This is a genomic window from Winkia sp. C0117E2, from assembly GCF_056590455.1.
In genome coordinates this window covers 22903-40138 of sequence record NZ_JBWPWD010000001.1, presented here as the reverse complement: position 1 = coordinate 40138, position 17236 = coordinate 22903, and the positions used below count along the sequence as shown (strand labels likewise).

At 53.4% G+C, this 17236-nt stretch carries 13 protein-coding genes and 1 tRNA gene; 3 read left to right on the top strand and 11 right to left on the bottom strand.

The window, feature by feature from the left end:
• Positions 1-112 precede the first annotated feature (112 nt).
• Both rpsA and polA read right to left on the bottom strand, forming a co-directional pair.
• On the bottom strand, positions 113-1585 hold the full coding sequence (rpsA, locus tag AC1EKG_RS00175) for a 30S ribosomal protein S1 (protein WP_004805365.1): 1473 nt from the start codon (positions 1583-1585) through the stop codon (positions 113-115).
• 107 nt (positions 1586-1692) lie between these two features.
• Positions 1693-4359, bottom strand: a complete 2667-nt coding sequence (gene polA / locus AC1EKG_RS00170; RefSeq protein WP_004805368.1) for a DNA polymerase I — start codon at positions 4357-4359, stop codon at positions 1693-1695.
• 19 nt (positions 4360-4378) lie between these two features.
• On the opposite strand from polA, the gene AC1EKG_RS00165 reads away from it, so the two are divergent.
• The gene (locus AC1EKG_RS00165; protein ID WP_004805370.1) at positions 4379-4780 is read left to right on the top strand and encodes a PaaI family thioesterase; all 402 of its coding nucleotides are present in this window, start codon (positions 4379-4381) and stop codon (positions 4778-4780) included.
• Positions 4781-4876: 96 nt separating this feature from the next.
• Here the strand turns inward: AC1EKG_RS00165 and AC1EKG_RS00160 are convergent, their stop codons facing one another.
• Together AC1EKG_RS00160 and AC1EKG_RS00155 are read right to left on the bottom strand one after the other, a co-directional pair.
• The gene (locus AC1EKG_RS00160) at positions 4877-5794 is read right to left on the bottom strand and encodes a DMT family transporter (RefSeq protein ID WP_004805371.1); all 918 of its coding nucleotides are present in this window, start codon (positions 5792-5794) and stop codon (positions 4877-4879) included.
• Positions 5795-6325: 531 nt separating this feature from the next.
• Positions 6326-6402 (bottom strand) — tRNA-Leu (locus tag AC1EKG_RS00155).
• 39 nt (positions 6403-6441) lie between these two features.
• On the opposite strand from AC1EKG_RS00155, the gene AC1EKG_RS00150 reads away from it, so the two are divergent.
• Both AC1EKG_RS00150 and AC1EKG_RS00145 read left to right on the top strand, forming a co-directional pair.
• Positions 6442-7053, top strand: a complete 612-nt coding sequence (locus AC1EKG_RS00150) for an ANTAR domain-containing response regulator (RefSeq protein ID WP_004805374.1) — start codon at positions 6442-6444, stop codon at positions 7051-7053.
• Positions 7054-7480: 427 nt separating this feature from the next.
• The gene (locus AC1EKG_RS00145; protein WP_004805377.1) at positions 7481-9007 is read left to right on the top strand and encodes a hypothetical protein; all 1527 of its coding nucleotides are present in this window, start codon (positions 7481-7483) and stop codon (positions 9005-9007) included.
• A 359-nt stretch (positions 9008-9366) separates the two neighbouring features.
• Here the strand turns inward: AC1EKG_RS00145 and pyk are convergent, their stop codons facing one another.
• From pyk to AC1EKG_RS00110, 7 genes are all read right to left on the bottom strand, one after another.
• The gene (pyk, locus tag AC1EKG_RS00140; protein WP_004805379.1) at positions 9367-10779 is read right to left on the bottom strand and encodes a pyruvate kinase; all 1413 of its coding nucleotides are present in this window, start codon (positions 10777-10779) and stop codon (positions 9367-9369) included.
• Positions 10780-10788: 9 nt separating this feature from the next.
• Entirely contained in the window at positions 10789-11739 is a 951-nt protein-coding gene (lgt, locus tag AC1EKG_RS00135) for a prolipoprotein diacylglyceryl transferase (RefSeq protein WP_004805380.1), read from the bottom strand.
• Positions 11736-12536 (bottom strand): tryptophan synthase subunit alpha, encoded by an 801-nt coding sequence (gene trpA, locus AC1EKG_RS00130; protein WP_004805382.1) that lies wholly within the window; start codon positions 12534-12536, stop codon positions 11736-11738. Before trpA ends, lgt begins: the two co-directional genes overlap by 4 nt.
• Entirely contained in the window at positions 12533-13798 is a 1266-nt protein-coding gene (gene trpB, locus AC1EKG_RS00125) for a tryptophan synthase subunit beta (RefSeq protein ID WP_004805384.1), read from the bottom strand. The genes trpA and trpB overlap by 4 nt, the downstream gene beginning before the upstream one ends.
• A 1-nt stretch (position 13799) precedes the next feature.
• Positions 13800-14633, bottom strand: a complete 834-nt coding sequence (trpC, locus tag AC1EKG_RS00120) for an indole-3-glycerol phosphate synthase TrpC (RefSeq protein WP_004805386.1) — start codon at positions 14631-14633, stop codon at positions 13800-13802.
• Positions 14634-14677: 44 nt separating this feature from the next.
• Positions 14678-16204, bottom strand: coding sequence for a chorismate-binding protein (locus AC1EKG_RS00115; RefSeq protein ID WP_004805388.1), 1527 nt, complete (start codon positions 16202-16204; stop codon positions 14678-14680).
• Between the two features lie 91 nt (positions 16205-16295).
• Positions 16296-17234: an FKBP-type peptidyl-prolyl cis-trans isomerase gene (locus AC1EKG_RS00110; protein WP_004805389.1), complete on the bottom strand. Its 939-nt coding sequence runs from the start codon at positions 17232-17234 to the stop codon at positions 16296-16298.
• Positions 17235-17236 lie beyond the last annotated feature (2 nt).

Below are 17236 nucleotides of genomic sequence, written 5' to 3'. Positions count from 1 at the left end.
CCCTAGAATCCAGTAGCCTATTTCTGATTAGAAAATCATTCTTGTATATCTCAAGGTTTGGAATACATACAAAAAGGCCCCGGACCGTAAGTCCGGGGCCTTCTATCTAAGACTAGTTGTTAGTCAGCTTCTCGCGGAGCGCAGCAAGCGCCTCGTCGGAAGCTAGAGTACCGCCGTTGTCCGCCGGCGCTGCGTCATCAGCGCTGGAGGAATAAGAAGCGGTTTCCTCGATCGGAGCCTCAGCGGCAGCTTCGCGATCGGCTTCGAGAGCCTTAGCGACCTGAGCCTTGTGAGCCTCCCAGCGGGACTGTGCCGCGGCGTACTCATTCTCCCAGGCTTCGCGCTGAGCCTCGTAGCCCTCAAGCCACTCGTTAGTCTCAGGATCGAAGCCCTCGGGGTACTTGTAGTTACCCTCTTCGTCGTATTCGGCAGCCATACCGTACAGCGACGGATCGAAATCTTCAGAGTTCGGATCCACACCCTCGTTGGCCTGCTTCAGCGACAGCGAGATGCGACGACGGTCTAGATCAATGTCAATTACCTTGACGAAGATCTCCTCGCCAACCTTGACGACCTGATCGGGTAGGTCAACATGGCGCACCGCCAGCTCGGAAATGTGCACAAGACCCTCGATGCCATCTTCGACGCGGACAAACGCACCGAAGGGAACAAGCTTGGTGACCTTGCCCGGAACGACCTGGCCAATGGCGTGGGTGCGGGCAAATGCCTGCCACGGATCTTCCTGAGTAGCCTTCAGGGACAGGGACACGCGTTCGCGATCCATGTCGACATCCAGCACCTCGACGGTTACAGGCTGGCCAACCTCGACGACCTCGGACGGGTGATCGATGTGCTTCCAAGACAGCTCCGACACGTGGACCAGGCCGTCTACGCCGCCCAGATCGACGAACGCACCGAAGTTGACGATAGAGGAGACGACGCCGTTGCGAATCTGGCCCTTCTGCAAAGTCTGCAGGAAGGAAGAGCGAACCTCAGACTGGGTCTGCTCAAGCCATGCGCGGCGAGACAGGACGACATTGTTGCGGTTCTTGTCTAGTTCAATGATCTTAGCCTCGATCTCGCGACCTACGTAAGGCTGCAGGTCACGCACACGACGCATCTCTACCAAAGAGGCCGGGAGGAAGCCGCGCAGACCGATGTCTACAATCAGGCCGCCCTTGACAACCTCGATGACAGTACCAGTGACGACGCCATCTTCCTGCTTGATCTTCTCGATGGAGCCCCAAGCGCGCTCGTACTGGGCGCGCTTCTTGGATAGAAGCAGGCGGCCTTCCTTGTCTTCCTTCTGAAGAACAAGGGCCTCAATCTGGTCCCCTACTGCAACAACGTCATCGGGATCAACGTCATGCTTGATTGATAGTTCGCGCGTAAGAATTACGCCTTCAGTCTTGTAACCGATATCGAGGAGAACCTCGTCTCGGTCGACCTTTACAACAGTGCCTTCGACGATGTCGCCATCGTTGAAGTACTTGATCGTCTCGTCGATTGCGGCGAGTAGGTCTTCTTCAGACCCGATGTCGTTTACCGCGACCTGCTCGATCTGCGGCTTGCTAGGGGTAGTCATATGGTTTATAGACTCCGAAATGGACAGATTGACAATATGGACATGGTGCTAAAACACACCGCTGTTCAGATTAGCATGAATGCCCGCCATTTCGTCAATTGAAGCCGTTAGTGAGCTGCATCTCGCCAGGTTGGCCCTCTCCCTTCCGAGACTTCAAGAGCAACGTCAAGCTTGATAGGTTCAGCCATCGCCTGCCTGATCAATTCCGCTACCTTCTCTCCTTCACCAGGGAAAACTTCTACCACTAGTTCGTCATGTACCTGTAGCAGTACCCTCGAGCGAAGAGATTGCTGTTCCAAGGCTTCATGTACCTTTAACATGGCCAGCTTGATAATGTCTGCTGCCGATCCCTGAATGGGAGCGTTTAAGGCCGCCCGCTCTGCCATTTCCCGCCGCTGCCTGTTACTCGAAGTTAAATCCGGCAGATACCGGCGGCGACCAAGAATGGTTTGCGTGTACCCATCCTTGCGGGCAGCACGAACCAACGACTCTAGGTATTCGTGTATGCCACCAAAACGTTCGAAATACCTATCCCTTAGTGCGGACGCCGCGGGCACGTCGATTCCCAATTGTCTGGATAGGCCATATGCAGATAGTCCGTACGCGAGACCATAGGAAGTTGCCTTAACTTGGGAGCGCTGGGCCGGAGTTACGTCCTCAGCAGCAGTTCCGAAAACCATCGCCGCCATGGTGCGGTGGATATCCTCGCCCTCCGCAAAAGCTTCCAACAGTGCCGCATCACCTGACATATGCGCCATTAGTCGCATCTCAATCTGCGAGTAATCCGCAGTCAAGAGTGACTCATATCCGGTTCCCGGAATAAACGCGCCTCTGATAGCCATCCCCATAGGCGTACGGGCAGGAACATTCTGCAAGTTAGGCTCTGTCGACGACAGGCGACCGGTAGCAGCGACTGTTTGCTGGAACGTCGTGTGAATGCGCCCATCTTCCTGGACCGCTTTCCGCAGCCCCTCCACGGTCTGACGAAGCTTTATGCGATCGCGATGCGCAAGAAGCGCCTCTAAGAATGGGTGATGAGTCTTCGCAAATAGTTCTGCCAAAGCTTCTGCGTTAGTGGTGTAGCCCGTCTTTGTCTTACGAGTCTTAGGCATGTCTAATTCGTCGAATAAGACAACCTGCAATTGCTTAGGACTGGAAAGATTAACTTTATGACCAATCGCCGCGAAGGCATCTTCCGCCAACTGGTCTACCTCAGCACTAAGCGAATCGTATTGAGTTGCGAGCTCATCAAGATCCATCGCGATGCCGACATCTTCCATCTGCCCCAACAGGCGCTGAATCGGCAACTCCAGATTGTTCATCAGATCAACAGCATCTCGGGAACGCAACTGATCGTTTAGGGGCGCGTAGAGGTCGCCGATTGTCCGTGCTTCCTCGGCTAGGGCATCGTCGATTTCGCCAGGAATCTGAAGCAGTCCCTCCTGCCTTGGAGCAGCTTCTATTTCACGCTTCAGGTACAAACTAGCTAGAAGCGCGGTCTCATATGAACGAGCGTCCGGCTTGCAAAGATACGCCGCAAGCTGCACATCCGAGCTGAGGGGACCAAGCTTGATGCCACTCCCCTTCAGCGCGTGTGCCAGCCCCTTACCATCAGAGGCAACGAGAGGCTCAGTCGGGTGTTTGAACCAATCCCTCAGAACGGCAAATTCAGCCTCTGATAGATCAGCAATATCGACCTGGACAGCCTTCTCTCCTTGGCAGAGCGCAAGCTTATCTACCTCGCCTCTACCGGGTTGACGAGTTCCCGTCACGGCGATGCCAACAGGAATGCCAGGGGACAAATTTGTAAGCCACTTCTTAATCCCCCCTTGCAAGTCAGAAGAAAGGACTATCTCCAATTCACTAAGCGGCTTCGCCTCTTCAACCTCAGCGCCCTCGCCTATTGCATCAAGGACTTTCAAGCGCAATCTGTTGAACTCTAGCGTGTCGAAAAGACGAGTAATCTCTTTCGCATCGGCGGGCGCCATTTTCAGATCTGAAATACCTACCCCAAGATCCAGATCATCAACGAGCCGGTTCAGCTGCCTATTTCGCCTGACATCGGCAACGTGCTCACGCAACGCTTGCCCACGTTTCCCTCCAATCTTGTCAGCATTTTCCAAAACGCCCTCAAGACCGTCATATTTATTGATCCACCCCGCAGCCGTCTTCGGACCTACCCCAGGTACTCCTGGAAGATGGTCTGCACTTTCGCCCACCAACGCGGCAAGGTGTGGGTAGCGCTCAGGCGGTAGCCCGTATTTTTCCTCCACAGCTGCGGGAGTCATTCGCCTAAGATCCGACATCGATTTGCCCGGATAGAGCACAGTTACCTGATCAGTGATCAGCTGGAAGGCATCTCTATCTCCTGAAGAGATAAGTACCTCTAGTCCGTCTTCGCGCCCCATCCGCGCGAATGTCGCAATTATGTCGTCAGCCTCGTAGTCTTCCTTCTCAAACCAACGGATCCCAATTGCCTCTAGGACCTCTTTTATCAGGGGAATCTGATTCTTGAACTCAGCCGGCGTCTCAGCTCTGCCGGCCTTGTAATCCTCATAAACCCGCGTCCGGAACGACCTCCTGGATACGTCAAAAGCTACGGCGACGTAATCGGGCTGCTCCTCCTGCAGCATTCTCACTAGCATCGAAGTAAAACCGTAAATCGCGTTAGTGTACTGGCCCGTCGCAGTCTGGAAATTCTCTGCGGGGAGGGCGAAAAAGGCGCGAAAGGCCACCGAATGACCATCTAGAAGAAGTAGGCGTTGCTTGCTCACATATGAAAGCCTATTAGCTATGAAGGAATTAGACGAACCCAACTGGGACGGAACGCTCATGGAGCGGATGGGAATAAAAGCTGTTAGCTACAGCGCCGAGCGTGCCGAAGTAGAGATGGATATAGCCGGAAACACACAGCCGATGGGGATCTTGCATGGTGGAGCTAATGCAGTCCTAGTCGAAACCGCCGCCTCTTTGGCAGCTGCCTATGCCGCTCCCAAGGGAATGGCAGCGGTCGGCTCAGAGCTATCGGTATCGCATCTTCGCCCCGCAACCACAAATAAGGTGAAAGCGGTAGCGAGCGCTCTTCGCATTGGTAGAAGCCAGGCAGTTTATGCCGTAAAGATCTATGACGAAGATGACCAACTGACAGCCTGCGGGCGTATGACCGGACATTTTATCCCGATAGATGAAAAGTGAGAGGCTAAGCGGCGGAGGCTGCACGCATATTCAGACCGCTTAGCCCCAAGCTCCTTTTCATCCAGTCAGCACTGGGTAGGTCCGGGCGCTACCCGCCTACACCGATTGCTTCGCTGCAGCCTTCGAATTACGCCACTTATTCCACGAATAACTGCACTTTGGGCCAATTTCTGAAACTACCATAGCTATGATCATCAGCGCTCCTCCCAGAGCAAGACGGAAGGTGAACCTTTCACCCCCGAAAGCTATGGCGAATGCAGCCGCAAAGAACGGTTCCGTAGTCAGAATCAAGGCTGTAGCCGTGGCGCTGATATGTGACTGCGCCCAGGTTTGAGTGACGATTGCCAGCACCGCGGCAAAAATGACCATATACAGCATTTGGCACCATTGCTTGCCTCCGCTGGGAAGCACAATGCCACCGCCAGAGGCGCAAATTGTGCAGAAGATGCCGAGGGTTATTAGCTGTATCGTGCCTAGCTCAACCTGGTTCCCCTTGGGTGCCCAGTACCCCATCAAAGCAATGTGCAACGCGTAGAACAGAGCTCCAATAAAGGTGATCCCTTCCCCTGTACCGGCGGACAGGCCTTGTAAGCTAAGCACTCCCAAAGCAACGGTTGCAAGAAAGACAGCCAGCCAGGTAATCGGTGGTATGCGAGTGCGGAAGAGTGCGAAAAGAACCACGGGCGTTAGCACTACGTAAGTTGCAGAGATAAAGCCTGATACAGAGGCATGGGTATAGCCCAATCCGATAGTCTGACAAACCTGTGCAAGGCCGTAAATCAAGCCTAGAATCATTCCCCTTCGCCAAACTCGCCAGTTCACCCTTAGGAGCGAGCCGATTCTAAAAATCGCTATTATGGCTCCTGCCAGGAAAAATCGCACACCTAGGAAATCTAACGGCGGAATAATACTTACCAGGTCCTTAATGATGAAAAAAGTAGACCCCCATACCGCTGATACGACAACCAGTGCAGCTGCTGCCACGAGACTTAGCCTTTTAGATTCTGAATGCATCTTGGCAATTTACCTATTTTAGAAAGCAGTTACTTATGCAGTAAGTGTCGAATATAGAAACTAAGATAAATCGATGCCTGTCGCCCTCAATATGACACTACGCCTTCCGGCAAGCTGTCCCACATAGACAAATTCACCGGCCGTCACAGGAAAAAGATGACGAGAGATTAATAGGTTGCAAAGATTCGGCAGACACAGTCGGGCTCACACCGCCCACCTAAGTACAAATCCTCTTCGCACGCTCGCGGCCGGCCTCGATATGCCAGAGAACTCAGCACCCCGCTAACTATCCGCGGACACCATGGCGATAGCTCACCAACCAAAAGGAGAAAATCAAGACTCGTCAACTACATTGACTTGCCGTGAGCCGTTCTCGAATCCATAATTTCTCCCTCAAGAACACATCCCACATGCTGAGAACCTACGTCAACGTAAAATCAGGAGCTTACTCACAAACCGGACGCGGGTTGGCAAATATAGCTAGCAATACGCTACTCAATCATTGCACCCGAGGAGCCAATTGGTCCTTGTTGGTAGCTCAGGTGGGATTCGAACCCACAACATGCCGATTTTGAGTCGACCGCCTCTGCCAGTTGGGCCACTGAGCCATGGAAGAAAACTTCCTTGGAACATATTAGAGTATAAGGGTGACTGAATCTAAATTGAAATCGGAATCCAGCAAATCCAACGGCCGTAAGGTCTTGGTAGTTGAGGACGAAGCGCTCATCCGACTGGACATTGTCGAAACATTGGTGGACGCCGGCTACGAGGTTGTAGGCGAGGCCGCAGACGGTGAAGAAGCAGTTCAGAAGGCACTTGAGCTAGAGCCTGACCTATGTGTCATGGACGTCAAGATGCCTAAGATGGACGGCATAACAGCTGCAGAGAAGATCATGACAGAACTTAGCTGCGCAGTGGTAATGCTCACAGCTTTTTCTCAGACAGAACTAGTTGAAAGAGCTCGCGACGCTGGAGCTATGGCTTACGTCGTGAAGCCGTTCACGCCAGCCGAGCTATTACCTGCCGTTGAAATCGCCTTCTCTAGACACGCTGAGCTTATCTCCCTAGAAGAAGAGATAGCGGACATGACGGAGCGTTTCGAGACCCGGAAGGCCGTCGACCGCGCCAAGGGCCTACTAATGGACCGCATGGGAATGACAGAGCCAGAATCCTTTAGATGGATCCAAAAGACCTCAATGGACCGTCGCTTGTCGATGCGTGAAGTCGCAGACGCGGTTATTGACCAAGTCGGAGAATAATAAAAATAGGCGTGGGGCAGGCTACATAAGCCCCACGCCTTTTATTCTCTGCGGCTGCCCAACAAAAGCGCTCCCTCCCACCCCCTCTTCCACACCTGCTACATTACAGCGCAATTTTTCATTTTTAACCCCCTAAGCATGTTTTAAGTAATAGTAGACTTAGTACGACCTAGGACTAAATAAGGCAACTGCGCGTACCGTTTTATTCGGCCTGAATATTTCATTCATTTAAGCATTTTATTCTTTGTTGCATTTTTAGTAGTCGCATCTGGAAAATCCCCTTTAGCTGTGGTAATCCTGTAGCTGCTGATTTTCACAAGTGGAATATTTCGGAATTACATAGACTCACTATGGCGATTCCGAGACGTTCTTCTAACCTATCTCAATACAGAAAGACTACCCCATGAAAAATAGTCGCTGTTTGTTAATGTCTACTGCGACGATGGCCTTAATTTCTTTGATGTCATTGACCGGCTGCTCAGTCTCTTCATCACCTTCCTCTTCTTCGGATCAGGGGGCCTCTGCAGCGCAGGCACAGACCGATTCCAGCTCTGATGCCTCTACCCCGTCTGCGCCTTATGACAAAGGCAAGACCAACAAAGAGTCAACTAAGGACGCTCAGAAGACAGATAAGAAGGGCTCTGCCGCAGCTGCTTCCGACTCGTCCTCTTCTAAGAAGAAGAAATCTTGCTGCGATGGGAAGAAGGACAAGAAAGAGGCCGTGAAATCAGCCTCATCCGCTAACAAAACCGGTAAGAAGAAATCCTGCTGCGAAGGCAAGGGCCATGCGTCTGCTGCCGCAAAGAAGGCAGGAGCATCCACAGCCGGAAAGAAGAGGTCTTGCTGCGAAGGCAAGCGCCACGCATCTTCTTCCGGAAAGAATAGCGGTGCGGCCACTTCGGGACGGCACACTGCTTCGACCGCATCCGGTAAGAAGAAATCCTGCTGCGAAGGCAAGAAGGCTCCATCACGTGCAGCAAGCAAGGCGCATGCTGGAGCTAGCAATGGCCGCGTAGGTGGGTCCCCGGTACATCATGCCGCGGCCGCACGGCCCGCACGTCACGGTGGAGCCCCAGCAGCCACCACGCATCATGCTGCGGCTCCGCACCACAGCTCCGCTCAGCCGGGACACTCTGGTCACTCAGTCCCCGCAGCCCATACCGCGAAGCACGCCGGTACGCCTGGCCATCAGACGGCAGCAGAGGCACTGCGCAAGATCGAAGCGCAGATTGCTAAGAATAATAAGACAATCAAGTACATCGAGTCCATCAACATGGTAGATTGCCCCCACCACGGGCCGATCTACCGCAAGGCCAAGGCAGACAACGCCAGGCTCGCTGCCAAGAAAGCCAAGTTGCAAAAGCTGATCAAGGCAGCAGATGCAAAGCTTGCCGCAGCACACAAGCCTCAGAAGGTTGTAAAAAAGCCTTCTGCAGCCAAGCCCGCACCGGCGGATAAGAAGGAAGAGCCCAAGAAGGCCGAACCGGCTAGGCCCGCCCCGTCTCCTGTCGACGCCCGATCTAAGCTGGATAAGCTAGTCGATACTCGCAATGAGATCAAGAACCAGCTAGACGCAGCTAATGCAGCTCTTGCAGCGTCGCAGCAGAAGCAGGCCGATGCGCAAGCTAAGCTAGACGGTGTGAAGGAACAGATCGCCAAGAATGAAAAGACGATCAAGTACATCGAGTCCATCAACATGGTAGATTGCCCCCACCACGGACCGATCTACCGCAAGGCCAAGGCAGACAACGCCAAACTTGAGGCCGACGCCAAGCAGCTCGAGGCAGAAGTAGCTACCGCTAAGCAGAATGCAGATGCAGCTTCTGCGGATGTTGCAGAGCTTCAGAAGAAGCTTGATAAGGCGAACAGCGACGTTGAGAATGAGCGCGCACTGATTGATATGTACGGGGACTCCTCCTATGGTCACGAGAACGACGGTTCTTGCTGCGGCTAGTAAGTAGTCATCTATATTGAGGGATGCGGGTGCGAAAGCACCTGCATCTCTTGCTTAATAAACGCATTAGTTTGAAGAATATGCCAACAAATGCCAGGTGGACTGGCCTCCATTCGCCTCTACCGACACCGGGGCATTCATTGAGCGCTCCAAAGGACTGACCCTATCTGTTCTGGTCCTAACGTATACAGAAGCGCGTACCCCCAACAATCTAGAAGCTACGGCAGCCTCTAGGCCTCTTAGAAGGTGACCTCGCTCCTTCAACCGCGCCCCCCGACAGCCTTGTGGCCCCCTATAAAACTGTGGATTTGCATAGAAAAAGGACCAACCTATCAGGCTGGTCCTTTTTCTGTATACCGCTAATCCTCAGAGATGGTGTGGACGCGGATGGAATTAGTAGATCCAGGGGTTCCTGGTGGCATGCCAGCAACGATCACAATATCGTCGCCAGGATCTGCCAAATGCGATTCCTTCAGTAGCTGATCGACCTGGCGCACCATATCGTCAGTGTGGCGAACTTCAGGCGTGCGATAGGTCTGCAATCCCCACGACACTGCTAGCTGTGCCCGAGTAGATTCGAGAGGCGTGAAGGCTAGCATAGGGATGGGGCTGCGCAGCCGGGATAGGCGGCGTGCTGTGTCACCGGATTGGGTGAACGTAACCATGAACTTCACGTCCATCAACTCTCCGATATCAGCAGCTGCCTTCGTAATCACGCCCCCGCGGGTGTGAGGGTAAGAACCTAGAGGAGCAATACGCTCCCCACCGTGTTCTTCCACGTTCTCGATAATTCTTGCCATAGTCCGAACAGCCTCGATTGGGTACGCACCAATCGAAGTCTCGCCGGATAGCATAACCGCATCAGCACCGTCGAGGATGGCATTTGCGCAGTCAGAGGCTTCTGCACGAGTAGGACGCGGATTGTGGATCATCGAGTCAAATACCTGAGTGGCAACAATAACCGGTTTGGCGTTCCTACGTGCCAATTCGATCGCTCGTTTCTGGACAAGCGGTACAGCTTCCAGAGGCATCTCGACCCCCAAGTCACCTCGAGCAACCATAATGCCATCAAACGCATTTACGATCTCGATTAGGTTCTCGACTGCCTGAGGCTTTTCGATCTTCGCAATTACAGGCACATGGACGTTCTCCTCGTCCATAATCTGGTGCACGTCCTTGATGTCATCAGCGCTACGCACGAACGATAGTGCGATGATATCGGCACCAATTCGCAGGCCCCAACGCAGGTCCTCACGATCTTTTTCAGAAAGTGCGGGGACCGATACGGCAACGCCCGGAAGATTCAGTCCCTTGTGGTCCGAGACGTGGCCTGGAACATCGACCGAGGTAACAACGTCAGTTTCAGTTACATCAGTTACGCGAACCGAGACGTTTCCGTCGTCGATTAGTAGGACATCGCCAGGGCGGCAATCGCCGGGAAGCCCTTTAAAGGTGGTGCCGACCTCAGTGGCCGTGCCCTCGACGTCTCGAGTGGTAATGGTAAAGGTGTCGCCCTTGTGTAGTAATTCCTTACCGTTCTTGAAGGTGCCAAGGCGGATTTTCGGCCCCTGTAGGTCAACAAGAACAGCTACCGACCTGCCAGATGACTTCGCAGCAGCTCGGACGCTAGAAATGACTTTTTCGTGCTCTTCAGCAGTACCATGCGACCGATTGATGCGGGCAACGTCCATGCCAGCGTCTACCAGCGCTTGAACCTCTTCCGGCGAATCGGTAGCCGGACCAAGTGTGCAAACAATTTTCGCTCTTCGCATGTTCTAAGGTTATCGGTTTTCGAGCTTGTCTGTCTGATTTATCTGCAGACGCTGCTCAACCGTATCCCTATCCTCCTCTATTTGGGTAGAACGTGTCATATCCTTCGCGTGCGCAATTGCGCCAGCATTTTGAGGAGCGGCGCTTACTTCAGGTTGGACTGTAGTAGCCGCCGCTTTACGCCCCAAAATTATATACGCAACAATGCCGGCCATTGCTATTGCTGCGGTAGTCCACACATTCAAGCGCAAGCCAAGGATTATGTGCGCTTTGTCAATTCTGAGCATCTCCACCCAGACACGCCCTAGGGCATAAAACACAACATACAGGGCAAAAACTTGCCCACCAGCAAACTTCTTCTTTCGGTCCAGCCAGAAAAGTAATGCCGCCGCGCCAAGGTTCCACAACATTTCATATAAGAACGTTGGGTGGAATGTGGTTCCCGGAGCGTACCCCGCTGGCAGGTGAACGGGATCTATTTGCAGGCCCCATGGCAAAGTTGTAGGCCCGCCGAACAGTTCCTGATTAAAATAGTTACCCAACCTGCCTATGGCCTGGGCAAGTAGAATCCCTGGAGCAATAGAATCGGCAAACGGGCCAAGAGCCACTCCCCTTTTGCGAAGGTAAAGTGCTCCCGCAAGTGTTCCTGCTCCTACACCACCCCAGATACCTAGGCCGCCATTCCAAATTTTCAATGCATCTAAGGGATTCGCGCCCTCGGAAAAGTAGAGCTGCCAGTCAGTAATAACGTGATATGCCCTAGCACCTATGATCCCAAAAATGACTGCCCACAGGGCAGTATCCAGTACAAGCTCATCGTTCCCACCACGTTTCTTGTACCGCACTCGTCCAACCAAAATAGCTACTACAACACCGGTAAGAATTGCGAGGGCGTAAGCGCGAATTGGCAGCGGGCCCAGATGCCATACGCCCTGAGACGGTGAAGGAATTGCTGCCCTCAAGCGCGCGCCCCCTTTACGCCCGCCACAAGGTCGTTAGCTAGTGCCTCAAGATCTTTCAATCCCTGTTCTTTAGGCTTATCCATGAGTGTCTTGATTAGAGCTGAACCTACAATCACGCCGTTTGCATATTGGCCAATCTTGCGAGCCTGTGCGCCATTTGATACTCCGAACCCGACATTTACAAGTTCCGCACCAGCTTTCCGGCATCTATCGACCAGTCCCCGAGCAGAGGCGTCAATATCGGTACGTGCACCAGTCACCCCCATCGTCGAGGCAGCATATACCCACCCCGTTGAGGACTGGGCTATCTTTTTCAACCTGTGCTCTGGCGAGGACGGAGCAGCGAGGAACGTCGTTTCCAAACCGTGCGCAGCAGCTACCTTCTCCCAGTCTGCGGCCTCCTCTGGGGGCAGATCAGGCAGAATCATGCCACATCCGCCTGCATCCGCAAGAGCAGCAGCATAATTCGACAGCCCCATGTGGTAGACCAAGTTGTAATAGGTCATGACCATGACAGCTACTGACTCCTCAGCCAACGCCCTACATGCGGTAAACGTATCTGCAGTTACCGTTCCCGACGCAAGCGCTGCACCCGCCGCCTTTTGGATAGTTGGTCCGTCCATAGACGGATCGGAATAAGGCTGGCCTAACTCGATGACATCAAAACCTGCACGAGCAAGTACTTTTCCTGCCTCAATAGACGTCTCCAGGTCTGGGTATCCAGTAGTTAAATACCCTATTATCGCAGCGTCTGAGCGCTCGTTAGCCTGCCTAATCGCTTCTGATGCTTTCTTCATTTCGCTGCCTTTGCCGCCGTTCCAGATCCGTCAGATTCAATCGGGTTTCCAAGATCGAACCAACTCATGGCTGTCTCTACGTCTTTGTCGCCTCTACCCGAGAGGTTCACAATTATTACAGGAGGCTCCCCGCCTTCCTGTTCTTCTTGTACCTTTCCCCATCGAATAGCGCCTGCTAGCGCATGAGCCGATTCAATAGCGGGAATGATACCCTCAGTGCGACACAGCAATGCGAACGCATCCATTGCTTCTTTGTCCGTGATCGCATAGCAAGTCTCACGTCCCTGATGCGCCAGGTAGGCATGCTCGGGGCCAATGCCCGGGTAGTCTAAGCCAGCCGAAATAGAGTGCGACTCTATGACCTGACCGTCCTCGTTCTGCAGCAAGTCCGCCCTCGAGCCCTGGAAAACCCCAATGGTGCCGCCGTTGATCGAGGCGGCATGCCGCCCGGTCTCAACCCCGTCTCCCCCGGCTTCACAGCCGATAAGTTCCACATCTTTGTCGTCCAGGAACGCGGTGAACATACCAATCGCATTAGATCCTCCTCCTAGACAAGCACAAACCGCATCTGGAAGACGCCCAATTTGTTGCTGGATCTGTTCACGCGCCTCATCACCGATGATCCGTTGCAGATCGCGGACGATCGTTGGGAATGGATGAGGCCCTGCAGCAGTCCCAAAGAGATACAGAGTGCTACCTACGTTGGTTACCCAGTCCCTGAAAGCCTCGTTGATAGCATCCTTCAGGGTGCACGATCCTGCTGTCACAGAAACGACCTGTGCACCTAACAATTCCATACGGGCAACGTTTAGTGCCTGTCGCCTAGTGTCTTCAGCTCCCATATATATGGTGCAGTCGAGCCCCATTAGGGCTGCAGCGGTAGCGGTAGCAACACCGTGTTGCCCTGCCCCGGTCTCGGCGATAATACGGCTCTTGCCCATACGCTTGGCAAGCAGCGCCTGCCCAAGTACGTTGTTGATCTTATGAGCCCCGGTATGATTCAGATCTTCTCGTTTCAAGAAAACCCTGACGCGTCCACAGTGCTCCGCAAACCTAGGTGCCTCGGTCAATAAGGAGGGCCTACCAGTATAATTCTTAGCTAGCTCGCCTAACTCAGCGATAAAAGCTGGATCCTCACGAAATTTGTACCAAGCAGTCTGGACTTCTTCCAACAAACCCATCAGTGGCTCAGCTACGTACTGACCACCAAAATCGCCAAAGTACGGGCCGTCTACGAACGGCCCCTGCAGCACCTTCGCCATTTTAGAAATCCTTTCCTACTCTTCTATTTCTAGACTTAGCCAGCGCTGGGTGTGCGCCGGCTGCAACCATCTCGGCTACAGCGGTTCGTGGACTGGAACTCTTCACCAATGCCTCACCAATTAGCACCGCATCAGCTCCCTCCGCAGCATAATCGCGTACATCGGAAGGGCTGGACACACCGGATTCGGCCACCGCAACAACCCGCTCAGGGATGATGTCCACAATCTGCGCAAAATTGTCCATATTCACCTCTAGCGTGGTTAGGTCGCGGGCATTCACGCCGACCACTTTTGCCCCAGCGTCGAGGGCGCGTAGGGCCTCAAGCCGAGAATGAGCCTCAACCAAAGCTGTCATTCCCAGCGAATGTACCCTTTCAACCAGCGACACGAGCGCATTTTGTTCGAGCGCCGCAACGATGAGCAATACTAAATCGGCGCCGTAGGCTCTGGCTTCATGAATCTGATAAGGGGTAACAATGAAGTCTTTCCTTAGGACAGGAATATCGACGGCCGAACGCACCGCTGAAAAGTCTGCCAACGACCCATTGAATTTGTACCGCTGAGTTAGGCATGAGATGACTGAGGCTCCACCGGCCTCGTACTGGCTAGCTAATGCGCCTGGATCAGCAATGTTGGCAATGGGGCCCTTCGAGGGCGAAGATCGCTTTACCTCTGCAATTACTGATACTGCCCCATCCCCTCGCAGAGCTGCAAGCCCATCTAAGGCCTCTGGCTGCTTCAAGCAACGCTGCTTGAGCTGATCTAAGCTGACGTGGGCTTCCCGCTCTTTGGCGTCAGCTACTGCCGCTGCAACTAAGTCATCAAGTACGTTCACAGTTGGAGTCCTTCCGTCTTAGCTAATGGTACCCAGGTTTTCGGTTATGCCCTATCCGTGTCCAAAGACCGTGCCCCTTGGGCTAGCCGGACTGCCTGAAGAACCGCAGCTGCCTTATTACGAGTTTCGATATATTCGGTATGTGGATCGGAATCGGCGACTATGCCAGCTCCGGACTGTACTGAAGCGGTTCCGTCGAAAATAACCGCTGTCCGAATCGCAATCGCTAAATCGGCGTCTCCATCAAGATCCAATCTGCCAACTACACCGCCGAACACGTTTCTTTGGGCAGGTTCAAATTCACTAATGATTTGCAGTGCTCGCGGCTTAGGTGCACCAGATAAGGTGCCCGCGGGGAAAGTGGCGGTAAAGGCATCAAGCGCGCCCATCTGCGGCAGCAGCTTAGCGCTAACCGTGGAGCAAATATGCATAATGTGCGAAAACTTCTTGATAGACATGAAGTCGTCGACGGTTAGCGTTGCCGGGTCACATACTTTCGATAGGTCATTTCTCGATAAATCGACAAGCATCGTATGTTCGGCGCGCTCTTTCGCGTCTGCCAGCAGAGACTGTTCCATCTGTAGATCTTCCGCCGGCGTCTTCCCTCTAGGACGCGATCCCGCAATCGGGAAGGTCGTCAGGATGCCCTCTTCGAGTCGCATCAATGTCTCGGGCGAGGATCCTACTACTGCAAAGCTGCCCTTGGGACCCGGCATGTTGAGCAAGTACATGTACGGGGACGGGTTTATCTGACGGAGCATTCTGTACACGAGGAGTGGATCAGCATCCGTATCCATGTCGATTCTCTGGGACAACACCACTTGGAAGATATTCCCTGCGCGAATATGTTCCTTGGCGCGCACCACCATTTCCTCGAATGCCTTTTCCCCCACCCGCTGGCGGATTTCACCTTTCTCTGTACCAACCTGCCAGTTCTGCGGTTTCAGCGGCTCGCATATTTGCTCCTGCATCTGCTCTATGGCCTGAAGAGAGCGCTCATAGGCATCTTTGGCACCACTTTGCTCGCCATTGAAATTGATCGCGTTAGAGACAAGCCATACGGAGCCATCGTAGTGGTCAACCGCGCAGACCTCTCCGACAAGGGCCAAAGTCGCGTCTGGGATGGGAAATTCCGAGGGCGTTTCAGCCTTTCCAGCAGGTTCCCATTCAGTAAGTGTGTTCCATCCCAGTGACCCCACGAAAGCTCCGGTCAAGGGGGGTAAGCCAGGAATCTTCTCTGTTTTCAGAACGGAAAGAGCCTGCCGCAAGGTTGCTAGTAGAGGTCCCGTCGTAGGGATCCCCTCCGGCACCTCACCATGCCACCTCGCCTGCCCATCGATGGCACTCAGTATCGCGCGGGAACGCACGCCAATGAATGACCACCTGTTCCATGACCCATCGAATTCGGCTGATTCTAGAAGAAAGGTGCCTGGCCCTCCACACCCAAGTTTCCGATAAAGGCCAATCGCGCTAAACTCGTCAGCCATTATTTTTCGCACAACAGGAACTACACGCCTATTCTTCGCCAGCTCCAAAAATTCGTCTTCGCTGGGCCAAGTTTCAAACTGCATAGTGTCCCCTTTGTGCTTGAAGCAGTCCTATAAAAGCCAAGATGGTAAACACCTATTAAACAGGGTATTTACTTTTCCCGCTCGTCCCGTCTTACTTTCTGGCCTCTTTCTGTCTTGCTCTTGCCTGATCTGGTTGGGCTAGAAGATCCATGACCACTATCAGGGTATCCGTTCCACTCGCCTGGTCAGCTGGGATGACTAGCAATAAACGCGACCCCAATGTTTGGTCCGCCACCAGTTCTCTCACACCTGGAAAAGTCTTCGCTATATCCACCAGTTGTGGCCCGTTCTGCCAGGTGTAGGCGGTTTGCTTTTTATCCGACCAATTCCAGACCCCATATTGGACGACTACCTTATCGGTTGAGGAAATCTGGTTTCCCTCGCCCTTAACCAGTACTCCCAAATAGGGGCTGTCTGGGCTCTTATCCACACGGGAAACGAGCTGTGGTAAAGAGTTCTCAATTGCTATTTTTGCTGGCGCCCCAGGTGGATCAAGTTTTTCGCCTATAATTGCGGTGGGAAGAATATCTAGCACCGCAATTTCCATCGTATCTTTGCCCGAGCGTTTCGCAGGTCTAGAAACAACTACTCGTGACCCCTCTGTTCGTCCTATTACCAGAGGAGCCATTTCTCTCGTTAAGTCGTCAGTTGTAGCGCTCGCCTGAATAAGCTGCGGTCGTGAATCCGGTGACAAGATCTCGCCAGTTTCTCCAGAAAACACGGTGAGGTTTAGTAGTACAGGTTGGCCCGGTTTTACGACCTGGCCACTGCCACGGATCGTCGTCCTCACCTTCTGTTTTCCCTCTGGATACGGGATGGGAAACTCTGCAACCGGAGCAGCCCCAAGCCTGCCTTCGACTTTTAGGGTACGAGGCTTAGCATCTCCACCCGGCAACACAAACACTGCGAGGACGATAGCGACAATGGTGACTGCAGCTACAGCAAATGCCGGCCACATTCGCAGCAATCTTTTCTGCCACGACAAACTGGCTCTTCTTCTTCCGGTCGCAACCGATGAGTGCGCTCCCACTT

Bases quoted from the DNA above. Each gene is read 5' to 3' on its own strand.
- rpsA (WP_004805365.1), bottom strand. From the start codon at position 1,585: ATGACTACCCCTAGCAAGCCGCAGATCGAGCAGGTCGCGGTAAACGAC.
- AC1EKG_RS00165 (WP_004805370.1), top strand. From the start codon at position 4,379: ATGAAGGAATTAGACGAACCCAACTGGGACGGAACGCTCATGGAGCGG.
- AC1EKG_RS00160 (WP_004805371.1), bottom strand. From the start codon at position 5,794: ATGCATTCAGAATCTAAAAGGCTAAGTCTCGTGGCAGCAGCTGCACTG.
- AC1EKG_RS00145 (WP_004805377.1), top strand. From the start codon at position 7,481: ATGTCTACTGCGACGATGGCCTTAATTTCTTTGATGTCATTGACCGGC.
- pyk (WP_004805379.1), bottom strand. From the start codon at position 10,779: ATGCGAAGAGCGAAAATTGTTTGCACACTTGGTCCGGCTACCGATTCG.
- trpA (WP_004805382.1), bottom strand. From the start codon at position 12,536: ATGAAGAAAGCATCAGAAGCGATTAGGCAGGCTAACGAGCGCTCAGAC.
- trpB (WP_004805384.1), bottom strand. From the start codon at position 13,798: ATGGCGAAGGTGCTGCAGGGGCCGTTCGTAGACGGCCCGTACTTTGGC.
- AC1EKG_RS00115 (WP_004805388.1), bottom strand. From the start codon at position 16,204: ATGCAGTTTGAAACTTGGCCCAGCGAAGACGAATTTTTGGAGCTGGCG.